The organism is Rhodococcus sp. PvR044, assembly GCF_040548995.1.
Lineage (GTDB): Bacteria > Actinomycetota > Actinomycetes > Mycobacteriales > Mycobacteriaceae > Rhodococcus_G > Rhodococcus_G oryzae.
Window position 1 is genome coordinate 183,421 of the sequence record NZ_JBEPSX010000004.1, and the last position, 20,370, is coordinate 203,790.

Here is a 20,370-nt window from a genome sequence, read left to right on the forward strand (position 1 = left end):
CTACTCCTGGACCTTCGCCATCGCGAGGACGTCGAGACGGCGGTCGAGCTCCGCCTCGGTCAGCTTCTCGGGAACCAGCCCGCGGTCGATCACCGTCTGGCGGATCGTCTTGCGCTCTTTGAGCGCCTCCTTCGCGACGGCGGCGGCCTCCTCGTAGCCGATCGCGGAATTCAGTGGCGTCACGATCGAGGGCGACGACTCCGCGAGCGTCTTGAGGTGATCGGTGTTGGCGACAAGGCCCGAGACGCACTTGTCGGCGAACAGTCGGGAGACGTTGGCGAGCAAGCGAAATGACTCGAGCAGGTTCCTGGCCATCATCGGGATGTACACGTTGAGCTCGAAGGCGCCTGCCGCGCCACCCCATGCGACGGCCGCATCGTTGCCCACGACCTGCGCGGCTACCTGCGTGACCGCTTCCGGCAGAACGGGATTGACCTTGCCGGGCATGATCGACGAGCCGGGCTGCAGGTCGGGGAGCCGGATCTCGCCGAGTCCGGTCAGTGGGCCCGACCCCATCCAGCGGATGTCGTTCGCGATCTTGGTGAGCGAGACCGCGATCGTCCGCAGTGCGCCCGATGCCTCGACCAATCCGTCGCGGGCGGCCTGAGCCTCAAAGCTGTTGCGCGCCGGGGAGAGTGCGTCGATCCCGGTGGTCCGGACGAGTTCGGCGACCACCAAGGGCCCGAACCCGTCGGGGGCGTTGAGCCCGGTGCCGACCGCGGTGCCACCGATCGGCAGCTCGCTGAGCCGGGGGAGGGCAGACATGATCCGCTCGATACCTGCCTCGACCTGCCGGGCGTAGCCGCCGAATTCCTGCCCGAGGGTGACCGGCACGGCGTCCATGAGGTGGGTCCGTCCGGACTTGACGACGGACTTCCATGCGGCGGCCTTGTCGAACAGCGCGAGCCGCAGATGGTCGAGCGCGGGGATCAGCGCCTTCACCGCGGACTCCGTGGCCGCGAGGTGGGTTGCCGTCGGGAAGGTGTCGTTCGACGATTGCGACATGTTGACGTGATCGTTGGGGTGCACCTCGACGCCGTTCGCCTTCGCGATCGACGCGATGACCTCGTTGGCGTTCATGTTGGAGCTGGTGCCCGAGCCGGTCTGGAACACGTCGATCGGGAACTGGTCGTCGTGCCTGCCCTCGGCGATCTCCTCGGCGGCCGCGATGATCGCGTCGGCCTTGACGGCATCGAGCAGTCCGAGGTCCTTGTTGACCTGCGCGCAGGCGGCCTTGAGCAGGCCCATCGCCCGGATCTGCGCGCGCTCGAGGCCGCGGCCGCTGATCGGGAAGTTCTCCACCGCGCGCTGGGTCTGGGCCCGCCACAGCGCGTCGATCGGGACTCTGACCTCGCCCATGGTGTCGTGCTCGATGCGGAACTGCGATTCGGCGTTCTCAGTCATACCTAGCAGCTTGCCACTCGAGCGGCTGCGCCGCCTGTGAGTCCTTGTGGCCCCTATACGGACCAAAAGGACTCACAGGCGCGGAGCGCCTCAGGGCATGGGGAACTGGGCGTCCGGGTCGCCGTCGAAGTCGACCGAGGAGTACTCGCGCAGCTTCGACAGGCGGTGGTAGGCGTCGATCATCCGGACGGTGCCGGACTTGCTGCGCATCACGATCGACTGGGTGTGCGCGCCGCCGCCGCTGTAGCGGACGCCGCGCAGCAGGTCACCGTCGGTGACGCCGGTGGCGGTGAAGAAGACGTTCTCGCCGGAGACCAGGTCCTCGGTGAGCAGCACCCGATCCAGGTCGTGGCCCGCGTCGATGGCCTTCTGGCGCTCGGCGTCGTCGGTCGGGGCGAGCCGGCCCTGCAGCGCGCCGCCCATGCAGCGCATGGCGGCGGCGGCGATGATGCCCTCGGGGGTGCCGCCGATGCCGATCAGCATGTCGGTGCCGGAGTCGGGGCGGGCCGCGGCGATGGCGCCTGCGACGTCGCCGTCGGAGATCAGCCGGATCCGGGCGCCGGTCGTGCGGACGTCGGCGATCAGCTGGGCGTGCCGGGGCCGGTCCAGGATGCAGACGGTGACGTCGGAGACCGAGGACTTGCGGACCTTCGCGATGCGCTTGATGTTCTCCGCGACCGGGGCCGTGATGTCGATGACATCGGCGGCGTCGGGGCCGACGGCGATCTTCTCCATGTAGAACACGGCGGACGGGTCGAACATCGCGCCCCGCTCGGCGACCGCGAGGACGGAGATCGCGTTCGGCATGCCCTTGGACATCAGCGTGGTGCCGTCGACGGGGTCGACCGCGAAGTCGCAGTCCGGGCCGTCGCCGTTGCCGACCTCTTCGCCGTTGTAGAGCATGGGCGCCTCGTCCTTCTCGCCCTCGCCGATGACCACGACGCCGCGCATGGACACACTGCTCACGAGCTGACGCATGGCGTCGACGGCGGCTCCGTCACCGCCCTCCTTGTCGCCCTTGCCGACCCAGCGGCCCGCGGCCAGCGCGCCCGCCTCGGTGACGCGGACCAGCTCCATCGCCAGGTTGCGGTCCGGCGCCTCGCGGCGACTCGATGGGGTGCTGGCCGTCATGTGCGGTGCCTCCTAGTGGTCGGCGCATGCGGCGCCGCCATAGATTCCGTCGGGGAAGTCAGGGTTCGACTCGAGCGTGATTGTCTCATCACCGGTGGCCCGCGGATGAGGCTGGGCTACGGCTGCCGCTCGAGCGACCATCCCGTGCTCAGATCGCGGAGCAGGTCGGGGGCGCGGTGGACGGCTCGCTGCTGGTCGGCGAACTGACGGAACGGCTGGGTGAGCAGCGCGGCGGCCACCCCCGGTCGATCCTCGGCGAGGCGCCGATAGGCGACCGCGATGTCTCCGGCGATGTAGGACCAGCGCGGTCCGCGATCCGCCCAGTTGAAGTCGGGCAGCGGCGCCCGCAGCCGGTAGGTGGCGCCTGCGACCTCGCCGGTGACCGAGACCGGGGCGAACACCCCAGGGGCCAGCGAGCCAGGGACCGAGGGCTTCGCGGCGATGGTCGTCACATAGGTCAGGGCCCGCCCGACGCCGCCGCGCGCCGCCGACGTGGCGTCCCACTGGTCGGCGACGACCTGGTTCTGTTCCCGGTCCGCCATACGGACCATGGCATCGGCGTAGCCGGCCGGGGTGCCGGAGTAGATGCCCGCCCACGCGGCCCTGGCGTTGTCGTCGAGCAAGCCGGCCGCGTCGAGTTCGTCGACGGCGGCCCGCCCGCCCGCGAGGTACGCCTCGTGCATCGGGACCATGTCGAAGAAGATGTGCTTCTGCATGATCAGCAGGCGCTTCTGGTACCAGTCCAGATCCTGCGCCGTCACGGTCGGGCCGACGGTCGTGAGCACCCGGGCGTCCGGCGGCAGCAGCGTCGTCGCCGCGTCGGGCAGCGCGCCGGTGGCCGCGGCCACCGCGCCGGCGAGGCCGCGGACGGCGTCGACACCGAGCGCCATGCGGCCCATGTCGAGGTCCCAGAAGCCGCCGGTGAAGGACGCGCCCGCCATCCCCGCCATCCCGGCCCAGTACAGCTCGGCGCGGGCGCGTTGGTACCGGCCGTAGTTCTCGTACACCCGGTCCACCAGCGTGGCGTTGGCGGCGAGGCCGGTGTTCGGGTCCCAGGTGGCCAGGTCGATGCCCGCCGACCGGGCGCCGCGGACGAGCCAGTACTGGTGCAGTAGTGCGGAATAGCGGCCGGCAGGCACGCCTGCCGCCCGGGCCTCGCCGAGCGCGTTGCCGAGGACAGCGGGGTCGGTCGGCAGTCGGGGGTCGAGCCCGCCCGCCCGCTCGGCCTTCGCGTTGGCAGGCGCGATGTCGAGCAGGGTGGCGTAGCCGGCGGGCTGGGCGACTGCCGCTGCAGGCGCGGCCGTGGTGACCGCGGCGAGGCCGAGCGCGAGGAGCACCCCGCGGATCGCGGCGGTGCGAATGGCAGGCGGGCGGATGCAGATCCTCGAGCGCATGCCGGACATCTAACAACATATATTTGATTTCCGGTGGCGATTACGTCCGCCGGTGGGAACCGCCGGACCTCGGCTGACGCGCGGCTGGGATACTAGCTGCGTGGCCGAGAAGAAACCCCGGATTCTGCAGAACAACAAAGACATGATGTGGTCGATCATCCCGTTGGTCCTGTTGTGCCTGATCGTCGCCGGGGTCGCGAGTCGCTGCTCGTTCAGCCCGGGCGGTCCCACCTCCGGGCCGGTGCCGCAGTTCGACGTCGACGCGTCGCTCAAGTACGACGCCGGTGTGCTCGGGTTCCCGGTCCGCGACCCCGCCGTGCCCGAGGACTGGCAGCCGAACTCCGGCAGCCGCGGAGTGGTGGGCGGTGACAGTGGCGGCGACGTGACCACCGTCGGCTACATCACCCCGAAGGGCCGCTACCTGCAGCTGAGTCAGAGCGCGGCGACCGAGGAGGCGCTGGTGCCCTGGGTCGCAGGCGACCTGCGCAGCCCTACGGGTGTCGCCCCGGTCGCGGGTGATCGGTGGGTGGAGTACGCCGAGGAGGGCAGCGAGCCGATCTGGGTGACCGATCTCGGCGATGTCCGGGTCCTCATCAAGGGCAGCGGCACGACCGAGGAGTTCACCGAGCTCGCCACGGCCATCGACGCGGCCCAGCCGCTGACGCCCTGATCAGGGCCCTCCGTCCGGTCCGCTAGACGGCCGAACCGTCGAGCGTGCAGAAGCTGTGGCAGACCCGGTCGCGGACGATCACGTCCGGGCACTCCGGGTCGAACCATCGGTCGATGTACGCCCAGTGCACGGGGTGCGCGAGGTAGGGGCCCATCAGTCCCTGCAGGTCCGTGAACTCCTGTTCCCACACGTGCGTCCACGGCGACGCTCCCTCCGCCCGTGACACCCGGCTGAGCTGCCAGGCGCGGATCGCGGGGACATGGCGGGGCATCCGGAGCAGTTCGGCCTCGAACCGCTCCACCACGGTGTCCGCCGCGCCGGGATCGACACGCAACAGCAGCGTCCGGTAGACCCCGCCCTCGGCGCCGACGCCGAGCTGTCCGCGGGGCTCGCCGCGGTATTCGACGCCGTCGACGTGGTCGACGGCCGCGGGATCGAGGAGCGCATCGACGGCGGGTTCGGCCGCGCGCCACCGATCCTCGGCGTCGAACTGGAGATGCGCGAGCAAGTCGCCGCCGTTGCGGACACCGGGCAGCGTCGGCTGGATCAGCGCGCGGTGCGCGCCCGCCTTGATCACGGTGTGGCGCAGGTCGTCGGCCAGCCGGGCCCGGACGTCGTCATCGACGTCGGGGCGGTGGTGAATGAGCTTGGTGATCTTAAACATCGGTCAACCCGTCCACGTCCTGTGCGGCGGAGGCCATCGTGCGGGTGCGCTCGAGCACCAGCTCGTCCATCCGCTTCCACCACTGCCCGAGTCCGGGGTCCGGGCGTCCCTGCCACGTCATCCGCCACCAGCCCTCCGCGCCGTCGAGCGTCCAGGTGACGGTGATCGTGTTCGACTCGTCGTCGAACCAGATCGGCGGACTCACCAACACGTGCTCGAGGGTCATGCCCCGCCCGCGGGCTCCGGGGGCGTACTCGGCCAGGTATGCGTCGACGAATTCTCGTGCGCGCCCCGGCCTGGTGACCACCCGGTCGATGACGTACACCTTTTCGCCTGCCATGCGCCGAGGCTAGGGAGTCGCCGGTGACGTGGGCAGCGGGCGCTCCCGCTCATCGGGAGTTCGTTCAGCGCACGACCGGTACCAGCACCGGGTTGTCGGGGAACAGTGCCCACACTCTTCGCACGATTCGACAGGTTTCGCGCATCGACGCCGCAGACTGTGAGAGGAATCCGGAAGTGTCAATTTCCTCGGAGGCGACATGGACCTGATCTTCACCAACGGAATCGTTGTCACGTTGGATGAGGCTCTGCCCGTTGCGGAAGCGCTCGCGGTGCGCGATGGGCGGATCTCGGCGGTGGGGACGGCGGACGAGATCCTCGCGCTGCGGACCGCCGACACGGAGGTGGTCGATCTCGGCGGACGGGCGGTGCTTCCGGGTTTCGTGGAGGCACACGGCCACCCCACCATGGACATGACCCGCTACGCGGAGACCGTCGTCGACATCCGTCCCGTCATCGTTCCGGACGCGGACGCGGTGATCGCCCTCATGCGCGACACCCTGGCGGACACACCCGCGACGGTGCCGCTCGTCTTCAGCGGACTCGACCCGTTGCTCCAATCGGGGTTCCCAGAACCGACCAGGCCCTGGCTCGACGAACTCGCCGGGGAGCGGCCGGTTCTGGTGATGCACAACTCGGGTCACCTCGCGTGGGCGAACACGGCGGCGCTGCGGCTGTCGGGTCTGCCCGAGGATGCGCCGGATCCGACCGGCGCGCATTTCGAGCGTGACGCCGACGGGAAACTGACCGGCAAGGCGTACGAGGTCCCGGCGATCTTCGCCCTCGCGGGCCCCATGCAGAGCCGGTACGTCGACCCGGCGGCACTGTGGCGTGCCGAGTTGCAGGGGCTGGCCGCGCGTGGCATCACCACGATCGCGGACCTCGCGTTCTCACCGCACCAACTGCCGCTGATGCGCGCCCACTACGCGGGCGATCACCCCCTCGTCCGGCTGCGGACGTACGAGATGTCCACCGCCGAAATGCGTTCCGAGTCTTCCCCGGACGACGGTGACGACATGTTCCGGCAGATCGGCATCAAGCTGTGGGTCGACGGGTCGCCATGGGTGGGAAACATCGACACCTCGTTCCCGTACCTCAACACCGACGCCACGCTCAACGTGATCGGCCTCGGACACGACCACCGTGGCCAGGCGAACTACACGGGCGAACAGCTCGCAGCGATCGTCGGCGCGTACTTCCCGCTGGGGTGGCAGATGGCCTGCCACGTCCTCGGCGACCGCGGCGTGGACACGATCCTCGACGTGTACGAGGCCGCGCTGACCGAGCATCCCCGAGCCGACCACCGGTTGCGCCTGGAACACTGCGGGGCGATGACCGCGGCCCAGTTTCGGCGGGCCGCCCGGCTGGGCGTGACCTGCAGCCTGCTCATCGACCACCTCTACTACTGGGGCGATGTGCTCGTCGACGGGCTGTTCGGCGACGAGATCGGCTCGCACTGGATGCGCGCGCGATCCGCCCTCGACGCGGGCATCCGGGTCTCCCTGCACAACGATTCGCCGGTCACGCCGGTCGAGCCGCTGCGCAACATCTCCGTCGCTGTGACCAGGACCAGCCGCACCGGACGGGTTCTCGCGCCGGAGGAGCGCATCACCGTCGAGGAGGCACTGCGCGCCCAGACGCTCTGGCCCGCGCACCAACTCTTCGCCGACGAGATCATCGGGACGCTGGCCCCCGGTAAATATGCCGATCTGGTCGTGCTGTCCGCCGACCCCCGCGCCGTGGAACCCGCCGCGATAGCCGATCTCACGGTGGAGGCGACCTACCTTGCCGGCCGCGCGACCTACTCGGCGGGCGGCTGAGGCCTGCTCCGCGCTAGCGCGGGTCGCCCTCGTCGTCGGCGTGCGAGAGCGCCTTCTCGACCCGGGCCCGCGCCCCCGCGAGGTGCTCCTCGCAGCGCTTGGCCAGCGCCTCGCCGCGCTCCCACAGCGCGAGGGAGTGGTCGAGGTCGAGGCCGCCCTGCTCGAGCATCTTGACCACGTCGGCCAGCTCGTCGCGCGCGGCCTCGTAGCCGAGCTCCGATACCGGTTGGCTCACTGTGCTTCTCCTGACTTGTCCTTGCCCATGACGGCGGCGATGACCGCGCCGTCGGCGACCCGAACCCGCAACTGGGTGCCGGGTGGGGCGTCTTCCACCGAGCGCAGCACCTCCGGATCGGACCCGGGCACCACCTTCTGCACCACCGAGTACCCGCGGGCCAGCGTCGCCGCAGGCCCGAGGGTGGTCAGCCGGGCCGCGAGGTGCTCGACGACGGTGGCCTGACCGGCGACCAGCCGGTTGACGTCGCGCCTGCCCGCCTCGCGCAGCCGCGCGATCTCCTCGGCCCGCCGCTCGACGGCGGCGAGCGGGTCGGCGAGCACCGGTCTGCTGCGCAGGTCGGCCAGCGACCGCGCCTCGCGTGCCACCCAGTTCCGCAGTGCGGCCGCGCCGCGCGCCCGAAATTCGGCGACAAGCGCCTGCTCGGCGACCGCGTCGGGGACCACCCGCTTGGCGGCGTCGGTCGGCGTCGCGGCGCGCACGTCCGCGACGTGATCACAGAGCGGGTTGTCCGGTTCGTGGCCGATCGCGCTGACCACCGGGGTGGTGCACGCGGCGATCGCGCGGCACAGGGTCTCGTCGGAGAACGGCAGCAGGTCCTCGACGCTGCCGCCACCGCGGGCAAGGACGATCACCTCCACCGCCGGGTTCGAGTCCAGCTCGGCCAGCGCCGCGACGATCTGCGCGGTTGCCGTCGGACCCTGTACCGCGGTGTTGCGGATCTCGAACTGAACAGCGGGCCAACGCTTTCCGGCGACGCTGAGCACATCACGCTCGGCGGCACTGGCCCGCCCGGTGATCAGGCCGACGGTGTGCGGGAGAAACGGCAGCGGCCGCTTGAGCCGAGGATCGAACAGACCCTCGGCCGCGAGCAGCGCGCGCAGCCGCTCGATCCGGGCGAGCAGCTCGCCGATCCCGACGGCCCGGATCTCGGTGACGCGCAGGGACACCGTGCCGCGCCCCGTGTAGAAGGACAGCTTGCCGAACATCACGACCCGGCTGCCCTCGGTCAGCGGAACCGGGGAGTCGCGGATCAGCGCGGGGGAGCAGGTCACCGACAGCGACATGTCCACGGAGGCGTCGCGCAGCACCAGGAACGCGGTGCGGGTGCCGGGACGGACGTTGATCTGGGTGATCTGGCCCTCGACCCAGATGCTGCCGAGGCGATCGATCCACTGCGAGACCTTGGTCGCGACGGATCGGACCGGCCACGGGTGCTCGGGCGAGTTCGAGGTCGGCGCGCCCGTCTGGCTCGGCTGGACGGAGCTCACTTTGCCTTGGCGCTGGTGATCCGGTTACCGAGCATGGTCTGGAACGGGGCGCGGGCGCGGGCGGCGTTCTCGTAGGCCAGCAGGGCATCGAGCTCCTCGACCGACAACGTCCGCAGCCGCGCCCGGAGCTGGGCGAGCGTCAGGTTGTCGTAGTCGAGGTACTCGGCGATCTCGGGCCGCGTCGCTGCCGGCTTTGCCTTCGTCGACGCGGGCGTGCCGTTGGCGGACTTGTTCGCGGCCGCCTTCTCGGGTGCGGCGCTCGCGGGCGTCGCCGCGGGTGCGTCCGGCTCGGACTCCGGCTGCATCGAGTACAGCGCGAACCGGCCCTGGTTCGTGGGCTTGGCCGCGGCCCCGTCGCCGCCCGACGGCGCGGGCGCGGTGTCCTCGTCGAAGACCGCCCACTCCGGCTGTTCCTCGTCCTGATGGAAGAGCATCGAGAACGCCTGATCGCCCTTGATCGCCAGCGCCGTCATCGACTGCTGGACGCGCATGGTCGTCTGCAGCATGTGGCTGATGGTGGTCATGGGGAGCGCGACCGCGGTGTTCGGCAGCTTCTGCACCTCTTCGACAACCGTGACGGCGATCCCGGCAGCGACCCGCGCAGCGAAAGGGGGACGAATCATGGCCCTAAGACTGCCTGACGAATGCCCCTTTTGGTAGCTGGGCGCGCGGTGTGCCTGATCGGGCGCCCCGTCGAGGCTGCCCGTACCCTGGTGTCATGTCTTCCGCAGTCCCCCTGAACCTGGGCATCGCCCGTTCCAGCGCCCCTGCTCCGGGCGGCTCCGGCAAGCGCGTCCTGCTCGCCGAACCACGCGGATACTGCGCGGGTGTCGACCGCGCGGTCGAGACGGTCGAGCGGGCCCTCGAGAAGCATGGCGCACCGATCTACGTGCGCAAGGAGATCGTGCACAACCGGCACGTGGTCGAGACGCTGTCGGACCGCGGCGTCGTCTTCGTCGACGAGACCGACGAGGTGCCGGAGGGCTCGCTGCTGGTGTTCTCCGCCCACGGGGTGTCGCCTGCCGTGCACGAGTCCGCGGCCGAGCGCAACCTCAAGACCATCGACGCGACCTGCCCGCTGGTGACGAAGGTGCACCAGGAGGCCAAGCGGTTCGCGCGGGACGACTACGACATCCTGCTGATCGGGCACGAGGGCCACGAGGAGGTCGAGGGCACCGCGGGCGAGGCCCCGGACCACGTCCAGTTGGTGGATGGACCCGAGTCGGTCGACGCCGTCTCCGTGCGCGACGAGACGAAGGTGATCTGGCTGTCGCAGACCACGCTCAGCGTCGACGAGACGATGGCGACGGTGGCCCGGCTCCGCGAGAAGTTCCCGCTGCTGCAGGACCCGCCGAGCGACGACATCTGCTACGCCACCCAGAACCGGCAGGTCGCGGTGAAGGCGATGGCCCCGGAGTGCGATCTGGTGATCGTGGTCGGGTCGCGGAACTCGTCGAACTCGGTGCGGCTGGTCGAGGTGGCCCTCGGCGCGGGCGCGCGGGCGAGCTACCTGGTCGACTACGCGCGCGAGATCGACACCGCGTGGCTCGACGGCGTCACCACGGTCGGTCTCACCTCGGGGGCCTCGGTGCCGGAGATCCTGGTCAGCGGCGTGATCGAGCTTCTCGCCGAGCACGGATTCCACGATGTGCAGCCGGTGACCACCGCGAACGAGACCCTCGTCTTCTCGCTGCCGCGCGAGCTGCGCAAGCCGAGCAACACCGGTTCCTAGCGCGGGCGGTGACGCCCCGGTCCCGGCCCACATGGAGCCGGTCCGCGGGCGTCAGTACCTGCCGCGCGGCTGATCGTGAGCCGAGTCCTCGCGGTCCCGGTATCGGACCTGCGGGATCGGGTGCACGGGGGTGTACGGGTCGGCGGCGCCGCGAGGGGGCTGCACCCGGGCGGTCGCGGCGGTCGGCGCGCGTTCCGGCCTGCGGCCGGAGTTCCCCTGCGCAGGCGGAGGGGGGACCGGACGACGCTGGACCTGGGTCGGCGCCGGGTCCCGGTACACCGCGCGTCCGGGCTGGGTCTGCGGAGCCCCGTGCGGGCGTTGCGCCGGTGCGGTGCGCTGGGCCGCCGTGCGCGGCTGATCGGTTCGTCGTGCCGCCTGCTGCGGCCGGGTCGCGGGGCGATCGGTGCCGCGGGCGGCGCCTGCCTCCGCGGACCTGCTCTTCGCGCGGGCAGGGGGGCGGACCGCCTGCTGGCCGAGGTAGAGCCGGACCCCGCCGATGATGAGCACGGCGAGGGTGGTGGTCAACATCAGTGGAAAGCGATTGACCAACGGGATCGCCACGTTGAACATCAGATCCTTGAGACCGCCCTTGGATCCCGTGGTCAGGAACTGGTAGGCCAGCGGCACGGCCGCGAACAGGATCAGCGGCGGCTGGACCATCGCGGCGAACAGGCCGCGGCTGCGAACCGCGAGGACCGCGCCGACACAGCCAAGAAAGTAGAAGACGGAGAACGCGGACGTCAGTTCGTTGCCACGGACCGCGTCAATGGCGAATCCAACGAAGGTCGTCGCCACCGCGATGAGAACGGCTGCCGCTGCGGGCACGCCGGGCACAGTGGGGAGAACAGACCGCATCTCGAGCGGCACCCCAGAGCGAGCACGTTGGGTTGCAGACACCCTTAGACACTAGCCGTTCACGATCCGATCGCCTCGTTGGCGCGACCGTTAGTGGGCAAGTTCTCGCCGAGGCCGACGGCCCTCGGCCACGAGTCGATCCGCCCGATCTCGGCGACCTCACCGTCCCCGACCTCCAGTTCGTGGAGCTTGCGGGCGGTCACGATGACCCGCGACTCCATGGATGCGGCCGTCAGATTGAACGAGTCGACGGCCTTGCCCAGTTGGGATCCGAGCCGGTCCAGGTGGCTGCCGACCACCCCGAGCCGGGTGTACAGCTCGCGGCCCAGGCGGTGAATGGTCGCGGCCTCACGGGAGAGCGTCTCCTGCCGCCAGGTGTGCGCGATGGTGCGCAGCAGTGCGACAAGGGTGGTCGGGGTGGCCAGGATCACGTTCTTCGCGAAGGCGTGCTCGAGCAACTCGGCGTCGGCGGTGAGCGCGGCGTCCAGGAACGGGTCGCCGGGGACGAACAGCACCACGAACTCCGGGCTCGGATCGAACGAGGCCCAGTAGGCCTTGGCGGAGAGCTGGTCGACGTGTGTGCGCAGCTGTCGGGCGTGCCGGGTGAGGTGACCGTCCCTGATGCGGGGATCCTCTTCCTGTGCCGCGTCCAGGTACGCGGCGAGGGGAACCTTGGCGTCGACCACGATCTGCTTGCCGCCTGCCAGCCGGACCAGCAGGTCCGGTCGGACGCCCTCGCCACTGACCTGGGTGTCGAAGTCGCAGTGTTTGACCATTCCCGCCAGCTCGACCACCCGCTCGAGCTGGATCTCACCCCAACGGCCACGGATCTGCGGGGCGCGCAGCGCGGTGACGAGCTGGCCGGTCTGGGTGGTGAGCAGCTGGGAGGCGCGATGCATGCCCGCGACCTGTTCGGACAGCCCCGCGTACGCGTGCACCCGGCTGCGTTCGACCTGCTGGACCTGGTTTGCGAGCGCGTCGACCGCGTCGTGCAGTGGGCCGACCAGGTGGGAGACCTGTTCGCCGACCGCGCCCGACGTGCGCCGAGCCGAGTCCTCGTTCACCGCGGCGAGGGACTGTCGCAGCGTCCTCTCGTTCTCGCGCAGCGCCGCGAGCTGGGCCTCGGCCCGCGCCGCGTGCTGGCCGGACCGGGAGGCGTGCCAGAGCCAGCCGACGGCGATGCCGAGGCCGAGCGCGACGAGCAGTCCGAAGGCGGTGACGGGGTCCATGGGGCAGATGGTGCACGAGGGCACCGACACGCTCCGCCCTGGAGTGACCTCGGGCGCCCCTCGTGCCCGTGCTCGGCGCGCGTCACCGATCGTGTCGGCGCCGTGATCTACGGTCGGCGCATGCGAATCCTGCACACCTCCGATTGGCACATCGGGCGCACCTTCCACGGCGTGGACCTGCTCGCCGATCAGGCGAGCGCGCTCGAGGCCATCGCGGCCCTTGTCGCGGAGAACGAGGTGGACGTGGTCGTCGTCCCCGGCGACGTGTATGACCGCGCGATCCCCAGCGCGGATGCGGTGACGGTGTGCAACAACGGTTTCGAGGCCATCCGTGCGGCGGGAGCGGTGATCGTCGCCACCTCCGGCAATCACGACTCCCCGGCGCGGCTCGGCGCGGGCTCGGCGTTCTCGGCCGCTGGCGGACTGCACCTGATGACGCGGGTCTCCGAGGTGGACCGTCCGGTGCTGCTCGAGGACGAGCACGGCGAGGTCGCCTTCTACGGCCTGCCGTACCTCGAGCCCGAGACCACGCGGGCGGAGCTCGGCGTGCCGACTGCGCGCTCGCACGCCGAGATCCTGGATGCGGCGATGGCGCGCGTCCGTGCGGATCTCGGGGGCCGCGCCGTCGACGGCAGCCGGCCGCGTGCGGTCCTGCTCGCGCACGCCTTCGTGGTCGGGGCCGAGGCGACCGGCTCTGAACGATCCATCTCGGTCGGCGGGGTCGAGACGGTCTCGGCCTCCGCGTTCGACGGCGTCGATTATGTGGCGCTCGGGCACCTGCACTCGCCGCAGACCCTCACCGATCGGGTGCGCTATTCCGGGTCGCCGCTGCCGTATTCGTTCGGCGAGCGGACCCACCGCAAGGCGGTGTGGATCGCCGATCTGGACGCCGCGGGTCTCGCGGAGGTGCGCCGCGTCGACCTGCCGGTGGTGCGCGGGCTGAGCCAGCTGACCGGCACCGTGGACGAGCTGCTCGACGACGAACGGTTCACCGCCGACGAGGACAACTACGTCTCGGTGATCCTCACCGATCCGGTCCGGCCGCAGGACCCGATGCGCACCCTGCAGACCCGGTTCCCGCACATGGTGCACCTCGAATGGCAGCGACCCGAGGGCAGCGCGGACCTGCACTACGGGGAGCGCGTTCGCGGGCGCAGCGACCTGCAGATCGCCACCAGCTTCCTCACCGATATGCGGGGCGAGCCGACGGCGAGCGAACTGCGCCTGGTCGAGCGCGCGCTGAGCGCCGCGGTCCGCGAGAACGAGCTCGGCGAACCGGCGGCCCTGGAAGAGATCGCGTGAGGCTGCACAGTCTGGAGGTCTCGGCGTTCGGGCCGTTCGGCGACACCGCGACGGTGGACTTCGACGCCCTCGGCGCGGATGGCCTGTTCCTGCTGCACGGCCAGACCGGCGCGGGCAAGACCACGATCCTCGACGCGGTGGCCTTCGCGCTGTACGGCACGGTCCCTGGTGCCCGGCAGCAGGGCAAGCGACTGCTCTCGGATCACGCCGCCGCGGGTTCGGTGCCGAAGGTGGTGCTGGAGGCGACGATCGGAGGCCGCAGGCTCCGCCTGACCCGCAGCCCCGAATACGAACGGGCAAAACTCCGTGGCACCGGTACCACCAAGGAGAACGCGAAGGCGACGCTCACCTGGCTGGACGGTCACGGTCAGAACCTGACCCGCCTCGACGAGATCGGCGAGGAGATCGGCCGGCTGCTCGGCATGAGCGCGGACCAGTTCTTCCAGGTGGTGCTGCTCCCGCAGGGGGAGTTCGCGCGATTCTTGCGCGCGGACACCGACGAGCGGGGTGACCTGCTGGAGCGGCTGTTCGACACCACCCGGTTCGGCACGGTCGAGGACTGGTTCGCCGAACGCAGGCGCGAGAGCGCGGCGACGCTGGAATCCGGACGCAAGTCCGTTGACCTGATGCTCGCTCGCGTCTCCACGGCGGCGGGCATCGAAGCGGGCGCCGACGCCGATCCACTGACATGGGCGCACAAGTTGCGGGCCGACGCGGAGGAGGCCAGGGACACCGCCACCGCGGAACTCGTCGCGGCCAGGGCGGTCGCCGCGCGGGCCACCACCACGCTCGCCGAGGTGACCCGGATCCGGGGCCTGCAGCAGCGGGCCGCGAAGGCAGCGGCGGAGCTACGCACCCACGCCGAGGGCGCGGACGAGCGGGCAGCGCAGACCGAGGAACTCGCCAGGGCGGTGCGGGCCGCGCCGATCGCCGAGATCCGTGTCGAGGCCGCCGCGGCGGCGGAAACCGCTGCGCGGGAACTGAAGCTGATGGAGACCCTGGCCGGAGGTGTCGGCGCGGTCGACGAGGGCAGGGCGCTGCTGGAGCAGCTGTCCTGGCCCGAGGTCGCCGAGGACCGCGGCGTCATCGCCGCGACGATCCGCGGCTGGACCGACGAGGTCGCGCGGCTCGACGACCTCATCGCCGAATCGCTGGTCGCCGACGCCCTGCAGGAGACCGTGGACCGGCTCGGCGAGCGGCGCCGCGAGCTCGCCTCCGCCGCAGCGGAACTCGAGCTCCGTCGGACCGCGCTGCCCGAGCAGCTACGCGCCGCCGAGGACGATCTCGCCGCGGCGCGGCAGGCGGTCGCGGCGCTGCCCGCCCTCGACGAGGCGCGGGGCAGGGCGGCCGACGTGCAGGGCGCCGCCGTCGCCCTCGCACAGCAGCGACAGCTCCGGGCGGACGCCGCGGACCAGCTGTCGGCGGCGCGGGGCCGACACCAGGACGCGCGCGGCGAGCTGCTCGACCTTCGCGAACGCCGCCTCGCAGGCATGGCGGCCGAGCTCGCGGCCGGACTCGCCGACGGCGAACCGTGTGTGGTGTGCGGTTCGGCCGAGCACCCGAACCCGGCCGAGCCGTCGGAGACGATGGTGACCAGGTCCGACGAGGACGCCGCCCGAGTGTCGGAGCAGCGATTCGCCCAGGAGGTCGATGTCGCGACCGATCGCCTCGCGAAGATCGATCAGGCCATCGAGGTCCTGCTCGAGCGGGGCGGCGACCGCGACCGGGATCGGCTCGCGGCAGAATTGTCGGCGGCCACCCAGGCGCACGCGGCCGCGCAGGCGTCGGCAGCGCGTGAGCAGGCGCTCTCCGATCGCCTGTCCGGGCTGCGAGCCGAACAGGAAGGCCTGCAGGAACGTTCACGCGTCGCCACGGCCGAACTCGCGACCCTCGACGAGCGGATCGCGGGGTCGGTGCATCAGCTGGAGACCATCAGCAAGCGGATCGCGGAGGCCTCGGGCGTCGACGAGAGCCCGCAGGCGCGCCGCGACCGGCTCGACGCGCTCGCGGCGGCGGTGTCGCGACTGCGAGACCTGCGCGCGCAGGTCACCGCCGCGCAGGAGAGCGCGGAGGCGTTGTCCGCGAAGGTCGCCAGGGCGGCGGCCGAGGCCGGGTTCGAGTCGGTGGACGAGGCGGCCGCGGCCACCAGGGACGAGCGTCGGGTGGCGGCGATCGAGGCCGCGCTCGAGCAGGCGCGGGATCAGCGGGTGCGGGCCGAATCGGTCCTTGCTGAGGCGGAGGTGGCCGCCGTCGCCGGGATGGACCCCGTCGACCCGTCGGTCGCCGAGTCCGAGGTCGAGGGTGCGAACGCGGTGGTGAACTCGGCGATCGCCGTCGCGTCGGAGGCCGACCGCAGGCTGGCGGACCTCGAACGGCTTGTCGCGCAGCTGGCGAAGGAGGTCGGCGCGCTGGCCCCGATGCAGGAGCGGCACGCGGAACTGGCGGGCCTGGCCGAGGTGATCGCCGGGCGGGGACAGAATGCCCGCAAGATGTCGCTGCGGTCCTATGTCCTCGCCGCCAGGCTCGAGGAGGTCGCGATCGCCGCCTCGACCAGGCTGCGCCGGATGTCCGGTGGCCGTTACGAATTCGTGCACGCGGACGGGGCAGGGCCGCGCGGCAAGCGGGGCGGGCTCGGCCTGGACATCCGCGACGACTACACCGGGGTGGTGCGCTCGGCGAAGACCCTCTCGGGCGGCGAATCATTCCTCGCATCGCTGTCGCTGGCGTTGGGTCTGGCCGACGTCGTCGCCGCGGAGTCGGGAGGCCTTGTGCTCGACACCATGTTCATCGACGAGGGATTCGGCACCCTCGACTCCGACGCGCTGGAGTCGGTGATGGGGGTCCTCGACGAGCTCCGTGCGGGCGGACGGGTGGTCGGCATCGTCAGCCATGTCGACGAGATGCGGCAGCGGATCCCGAGCCGGCTGCACGTGATCCGCGGGCGGTCCGGGTCGAGCGTGGAGGTCGTCGCGGGATAGTGCGGGCCGGGCGCGCCTGCGTCAGTCCGCGGTCGCGAGATCGCCTGGCTCGGCGGCGGGCACCGCCTCGCTCACCACCTCGGTCTCGGTCCCGGCGTCGGGGTCCCGATCGTCCAGCTTCAGGTCGACCTGCTCGCCGATGTAGCGGATCACCACGGCCACCACGGCCGCGACCGGGACGGCGAGGAACGCGCCGACGATCCCGAACATGGAGCCGCCCGCGGTCACCGCGAGCAGCACGATCACCGCGTGCAGCTTCATGGTGCGGCTCTGCAGCACCGGCTGGAGCACGTTGCCCTCGAGCTGCTGCACCGCGATCACGATGACCAGGACGATCAGCGCGGTCGTCCAGCCCTTCGCGACGAGCGCGACCAGGACGGCGAGGGCGCCCGCGACGAAGGCACCGACGATCGGGATGAAACCGGCGATGAAGGTGAGCAGGGCGAGCATCGGGGCCAGCGGCACGCCCAGGATGATCAGGCCGAGGCCGATGAAGAAGGCGTCGACGAAGCTGACCAGCGCCTGGGTGCGGATGAATCCGCCGAGGGTGTCCCAGATCCGGACGGACACCTCCTCGAAGTGCCGTCCGGCGCGACCGCCGGTGACGCTGTGCAGCCACGGCAGGAAGCGCGGCCCGTCCTTGATGAAGAAGAACGCGAGCACCAGCACCAGCGTGAGCGTCACGAGCATGGAACCGGCCGCGCTGACGCCGCTGAACACGCCGGTCGCGATGGCCTGAGCACTGGTCTGCAATTTGTGGATGATCGCCTGGACCGCGGAGTCGATCTGATCGTCCTGCAGGTTGATCGGCGGGCCCTTGATCCACTCCTGCACCTGCGTGATGCCCTGGCTGGCCTTGTTCGCGAGCTCGGGCGCCTGGTCGACCACCGAGGGCACGATCAGCGCGATGATCCCGCCGAAGAAGCCGAGGAACGCGATCAGGGTGATGCCTGCCGCCGCCCCAGGGGGCACGCCGCGAGAGGTCATCGCGCGGGTGGGCGGCCACAACACCGTCGAGACCACGATCGCCAGCAGAACCGGCAGGACCGCGACCCACAGGACGCCGAGCAGGGTCCACACCACCCAGCCGCCCGCGGCGATGAGCACCAGGCACAGCGACCACTTGGCGAGCCACATGCCGCCCATGCCGAGTATCTCGCCGCGGTCGCGGGGGTGGTGCTGACGCGGCTCGGTCGGCGGCGCGGTGGGCTGATCGCTCACGGTCGGTCCTTCCTGGCGGTGATGGACCGAATCTACCGTGCGTGCCCCTCGTGTGAGATCAGCCAGCGCTTGGCGGGCAGGCCCCAGCGGAACCCGCCGAGCGTGCCGTCGGTGCGCAGCACCCGGTGGCAGGGCACGAACAGCGCGGCGGCGTTGCGGGCGCAGGCCGACGCCGCTCCGCGCACCGCGGCGGGACGTCCTGAGCGGCCGGCGAACTCGGTGTAGGTGATCGGGTCCCCGGCGGGCACGGTGCGCAGCACATCCCAGGCGTGCACCAGGAATTCGCCCGACTGTTGCCGGACGGTGATCGAATCGATGCTGGTCAGTTCGCCGCGGTGGTAGTCGGCGACGGCGCGGGTGACGGCGCCGAGATCGCAGAGCCGGGTGAGCGCGGTGGGACGCAGGCTCGGGTGGATCAGTGCCCGCAGCTCCTCGGGGTCGTCCGTCCATCCCGACGCCAGAACCGCGCCGTCGTCGTCGACGAGGGCGGTGAACGGGCCGATCGGGGTCGTGGTGGTGGCGTACTGGGCGATCATTTCTTGTCCTCCGTATCGGGGGTCGGTGTGGGATCGAGCGCACCGCGCGCGGCAAGTGCGTTACGCCACAGGTGCATTGATGCGTACGAGCGCCAGGGGGTCCAGCGCGAGGAGTCGGTCAGGTCGGCGCCCGTCGCCTGTGCGCCCTGGCGGACGACGAGGTCCGTGTCGAGCAGCACGTCGGGGTCCGCGAGGGTGCGCATCACCACGTAGTCGGCCGTCCACGGTCCGATGCCCTTGTACGACAACAGATCCGCGCGCAGATCCTCGGCGGTGCGGCCTGCGTGCAGGGTCAGGGTGCCCGCGGCGAGCGCCTCAGCGACCCCGATGACGGCGTCGATCCGGCGGGCGGGACCGGTGAGCACCTCGCGGCCGCGCGCGGCGATGACGTCGGTGCCGGGGAAGCTGTGGGTCAGGTGCGGGTCGTCGACCGGGGCGCCGAGCGCGGCCACCAGGCGGGCGGTCTGGGTGGACGCCGCGGCCAGTGAGATCTGTTGCCCGATCATCGTGCGCAGCAGGAGTTCGTCCGCGTCGATGCTGCCCGGTACCCGGATGCCGGGGGCTGCCCGGACGCTCGTCGCCAGCGCGGGATCCACGGCGAGGGCGCCGTCCACCGCCTCGGGGTCCGCGTCCAGGTCCAGGAGATGTCGCAGTCTGGCGACGGCGGGCGCGAGGTCGCGCATGTCCCGCAGGGTGAGCTCGGCCCGCACGTACTCGGGCAGGACACGCAGCGCGACCACCCCGCAGCCGCGGGGGAGTCGGAGCGTTCGCCGGTACTCGCCGTCGGACCAGCGCTCCATGCCTGCGACGGCGTGCCCGGACAGGAACCAGGCCAGCCAGCCGGCGTCGAGGGGTTTGCGGTAGGGCAGTCGCAACGACACCGTACCCTTGGCGGGCGGTGCGTCGGCGCGCTTGGCGGCCTCGGTGCGCATCGTCGAGGGGGCAACCGCGAACACCTCGCGGACCGTGTCGTTGAACTGCCGGATGCTCGAGAATCCCGCGGCGAAGGCGATGTCCGACATCGGCATGGCCGTGGTCTGGATCAGCAATCGGGCGGTGTGCGCGCGATGTGCCCGGGCGAGGGCGAGCGGTCCTGCGCCGAGTTCCGCGGTCAACGCCCTGGTGAGGTGCCGCGACGAGTACCCGAGGGAGGCGGACAGCGATTCCACCCCGCCGCGCTCGACGGCACCGTCGGAGATCAGCCGCATTGCGCGGGCTGCGAGATCCGAGCGCACGTTCCACAGCGGCGAACCGGGCGCGGCGTCGGGCAGGCACCGGCGGCAGGCGCGGTACCCGGCCTGCTGGGCGGCGGCCGCGGTCGGCAGAAAGCTGACGTTGCCCGGCTTCGGAGTGATCGCCGGGCAGGAGGGCCTGCAGTAGATGCCCGTGGTCCGCACCGCGGTGATGAACTGCCCGTCGAAGCGGGCGTCGCGGGAGGACACGGCGCGGTAGCAGCGGTCGAAGTCGAGATGCGTTGCGGTCACAGTCACCACTGTGGCAGCGCGCCCGCGGCCGCGCTAGCGGAAATCGGACATCACTGTCTGGCGTCGAGTGTGCACCTGGGGTCGCATCGTCCGAGAGCGAGCGAC

Annotated in this window: 18 protein-coding genes; 5 read left to right on the forward strand and 13 right to left on the reverse strand. The window is 71.1% G+C overall.

Annotated features, from left to right (window positions below):
* From ABIC28_RS11760 to ABIC28_RS11770, 3 genes are all read right to left on the reverse strand, one after another.
* The gene (locus ABIC28_RS11760; RefSeq protein WP_354578978.1) at positions 1–1,404 is read right to left on the reverse strand and encodes a class II fumarate hydratase; all 1,404 of its coding nucleotides are present in this window, start codon (positions 1,402–1,404) and stop codon (positions 1–3) included.
* A gap of 90 nt (positions 1,405–1,494) precedes the next feature.
* Positions 1,495–2,535, reverse strand: coding sequence for a class II fructose-bisphosphatase (gene glpX / locus ABIC28_RS11765; protein WP_097212364.1), 1,041 nt, complete (start codon positions 2,533–2,535; stop codon positions 1,495–1,497).
* Positions 2,536–2,651: 116 nt separating this feature from the next.
* Positions 2,652–3,929: a hypothetical protein gene (locus tag ABIC28_RS11770; RefSeq protein ID WP_354578980.1), complete on the reverse strand. Its 1,278-nt coding sequence runs from the start codon at positions 3,927–3,929 to the stop codon at positions 2,652–2,654.
* Positions 3,930–4,029: 100 nt separating this feature from the next.
* On the opposite strand from ABIC28_RS11770, the gene ABIC28_RS11775 reads away from it, so the two are divergent.
* Complete coding sequence (locus ABIC28_RS11775) at positions 4,030–4,599, forward strand: DUF4245 domain-containing protein (protein WP_097212365.1); 570 nt, start codon at positions 4,030–4,032, stop codon at positions 4,597–4,599.
* A 22-nt stretch (positions 4,600–4,621) separates the two neighbouring features.
* Here the strand turns inward: ABIC28_RS11775 and ABIC28_RS11780 are convergent, their stop codons facing one another.
* Together ABIC28_RS11780 and ABIC28_RS11785 are read right to left on the reverse strand one after the other, a co-directional pair.
* Positions 4,622–5,263 carry a Dabb family protein gene (locus tag ABIC28_RS11780; protein ID WP_097212366.1) on the reverse strand — a complete coding sequence of 214 codons (642 nt, stop codon included), beginning with the start codon at positions 5,261–5,263 and terminating at the stop codon, positions 4,622–4,624.
* Positions 5,256–5,603 (reverse strand): hypothetical protein, encoded by a 348-nt coding sequence (locus ABIC28_RS11785; RefSeq protein WP_097212367.1) that lies wholly within the window; start codon positions 5,601–5,603, stop codon positions 5,256–5,258. The genes ABIC28_RS11780 and ABIC28_RS11785 overlap by 8 nt, the downstream gene beginning before the upstream one ends.
* Positions 5,604–5,802: 199 nt before the next feature.
* Here ABIC28_RS11785 and ABIC28_RS11790 point away from each other — a divergent pair, with 199 nt between their 5' ends.
* Positions 5,803–7,422: an amidohydrolase gene (locus tag ABIC28_RS11790; RefSeq protein ID WP_354578983.1), complete on the forward strand. Its 1,620-nt coding sequence runs from the start codon at positions 5,803–5,805 to the stop codon at positions 7,420–7,422.
* A 13-nt stretch (positions 7,423–7,435) separates the two neighbouring features.
* On the opposite strand, the gene ABIC28_RS11795 is transcribed toward ABIC28_RS11790, so the two are convergent.
* From ABIC28_RS11795 to ABIC28_RS11805, 3 genes are read right to left on the reverse strand one after another with little or no spacing between them, the layout of a single operon-like run.
* Complete coding sequence (locus ABIC28_RS11795) at positions 7,436–7,657, reverse strand: exodeoxyribonuclease VII small subunit (RefSeq protein WP_037176321.1); 222 nt, start codon at positions 7,655–7,657, stop codon at positions 7,436–7,438.
* The gene (gene xseA, locus ABIC28_RS11800) at positions 7,654–8,928 is read right to left on the reverse strand and encodes an exodeoxyribonuclease VII large subunit (RefSeq protein WP_077042538.1); all 1,275 of its coding nucleotides are present in this window, start codon (positions 8,926–8,928) and stop codon (positions 7,654–7,656) included. The genes ABIC28_RS11795 and xseA overlap by 4 nt, the downstream gene beginning before the upstream one ends.
* Positions 8,925–9,551: a lipid droplet-associated protein gene (locus tag ABIC28_RS11805; RefSeq protein WP_097212369.1), complete on the reverse strand. Its 627-nt coding sequence runs from the start codon at positions 9,549–9,551 to the stop codon at positions 8,925–8,927. Before ABIC28_RS11805 ends, xseA begins: the two co-directional genes overlap by 4 nt.
* A 95-nt stretch (positions 9,552–9,646) precedes the next feature.
* On the opposite strand from ABIC28_RS11805, the gene ABIC28_RS11810 reads away from it, so the two are divergent.
* Positions 9,647–10,660, forward strand: coding sequence for a 4-hydroxy-3-methylbut-2-enyl diphosphate reductase (locus ABIC28_RS11810; RefSeq protein WP_097212370.1), 1,014 nt, complete (start codon positions 9,647–9,649; stop codon positions 10,658–10,660).
* A gap of 51 nt (positions 10,661–10,711) precedes the next feature.
* Here the strand turns inward: ABIC28_RS11810 and ABIC28_RS11815 are convergent, their stop codons facing one another.
* Together ABIC28_RS11815 and ABIC28_RS11820 are read right to left on the reverse strand one after the other, a co-directional pair.
* Complete coding sequence (locus ABIC28_RS11815) at positions 10,712–11,485, reverse strand: DUF6542 domain-containing protein (protein ID WP_307861279.1); 774 nt, start codon at positions 11,483–11,485, stop codon at positions 10,712–10,714.
* 89 nt (positions 11,486–11,574) lie between these two features.
* Positions 11,575–12,744, reverse strand: coding sequence for a DNA recombination protein RmuC (locus ABIC28_RS11820; RefSeq protein WP_097212372.1), 1,170 nt, complete (start codon positions 12,742–12,744; stop codon positions 11,575–11,577).
* Positions 12,745–12,864: 120 nt separating this feature from the next.
* Here ABIC28_RS11820 and ABIC28_RS11825 point away from each other — a divergent pair, with 120 nt between their 5' ends.
* The gene (locus ABIC28_RS11825) at positions 12,865–14,046 is read left to right on the forward strand and encodes an exonuclease SbcCD subunit D (RefSeq protein ID WP_354578988.1); all 1,182 of its coding nucleotides are present in this window, start codon (positions 12,865–12,867) and stop codon (positions 14,044–14,046) included.
* A complete protein-coding gene (locus tag ABIC28_RS11830) occupies positions 14,043–17,024 on the forward strand; it encodes an AAA family ATPase (protein WP_354578990.1) in 2,982 nt (993 codons plus the stop codon). The genes ABIC28_RS11825 and ABIC28_RS11830 overlap by 4 nt, the downstream gene beginning before the upstream one ends.
* A 21-nt stretch (positions 17,025–17,045) precedes the next feature.
* Here ABIC28_RS11830 and ABIC28_RS11835 read toward each other — a convergent pair whose 3' ends face one another.
* From ABIC28_RS11835 to ABIC28_RS11845, 3 genes are all read right to left on the reverse strand, one after another.
* Complete coding sequence (locus ABIC28_RS11835) at positions 17,046–18,170, reverse strand: AI-2E family transporter (protein ID WP_179800597.1); 1,125 nt, start codon at positions 18,168–18,170, stop codon at positions 17,046–17,048.
* Between the two features lie 107 nt (positions 18,171–18,277).
* A complete protein-coding gene (locus ABIC28_RS11840) occupies positions 18,278–18,781 on the reverse strand; it encodes a methylated-DNA--[protein]-cysteine S-methyltransferase (RefSeq protein WP_502945010.1) in 504 nt (167 codons plus the stop codon).
* Entirely contained in the window at positions 18,778–20,265 is a 1,488-nt protein-coding gene (locus tag ABIC28_RS11845; protein WP_354578992.1) for a DNA-3-methyladenine glycosylase 2 family protein, read from the reverse strand. The genes ABIC28_RS11840 and ABIC28_RS11845 overlap by 4 nt, the downstream gene beginning before the upstream one ends.
* Positions 20,266–20,370 lie beyond the last annotated feature (105 nt).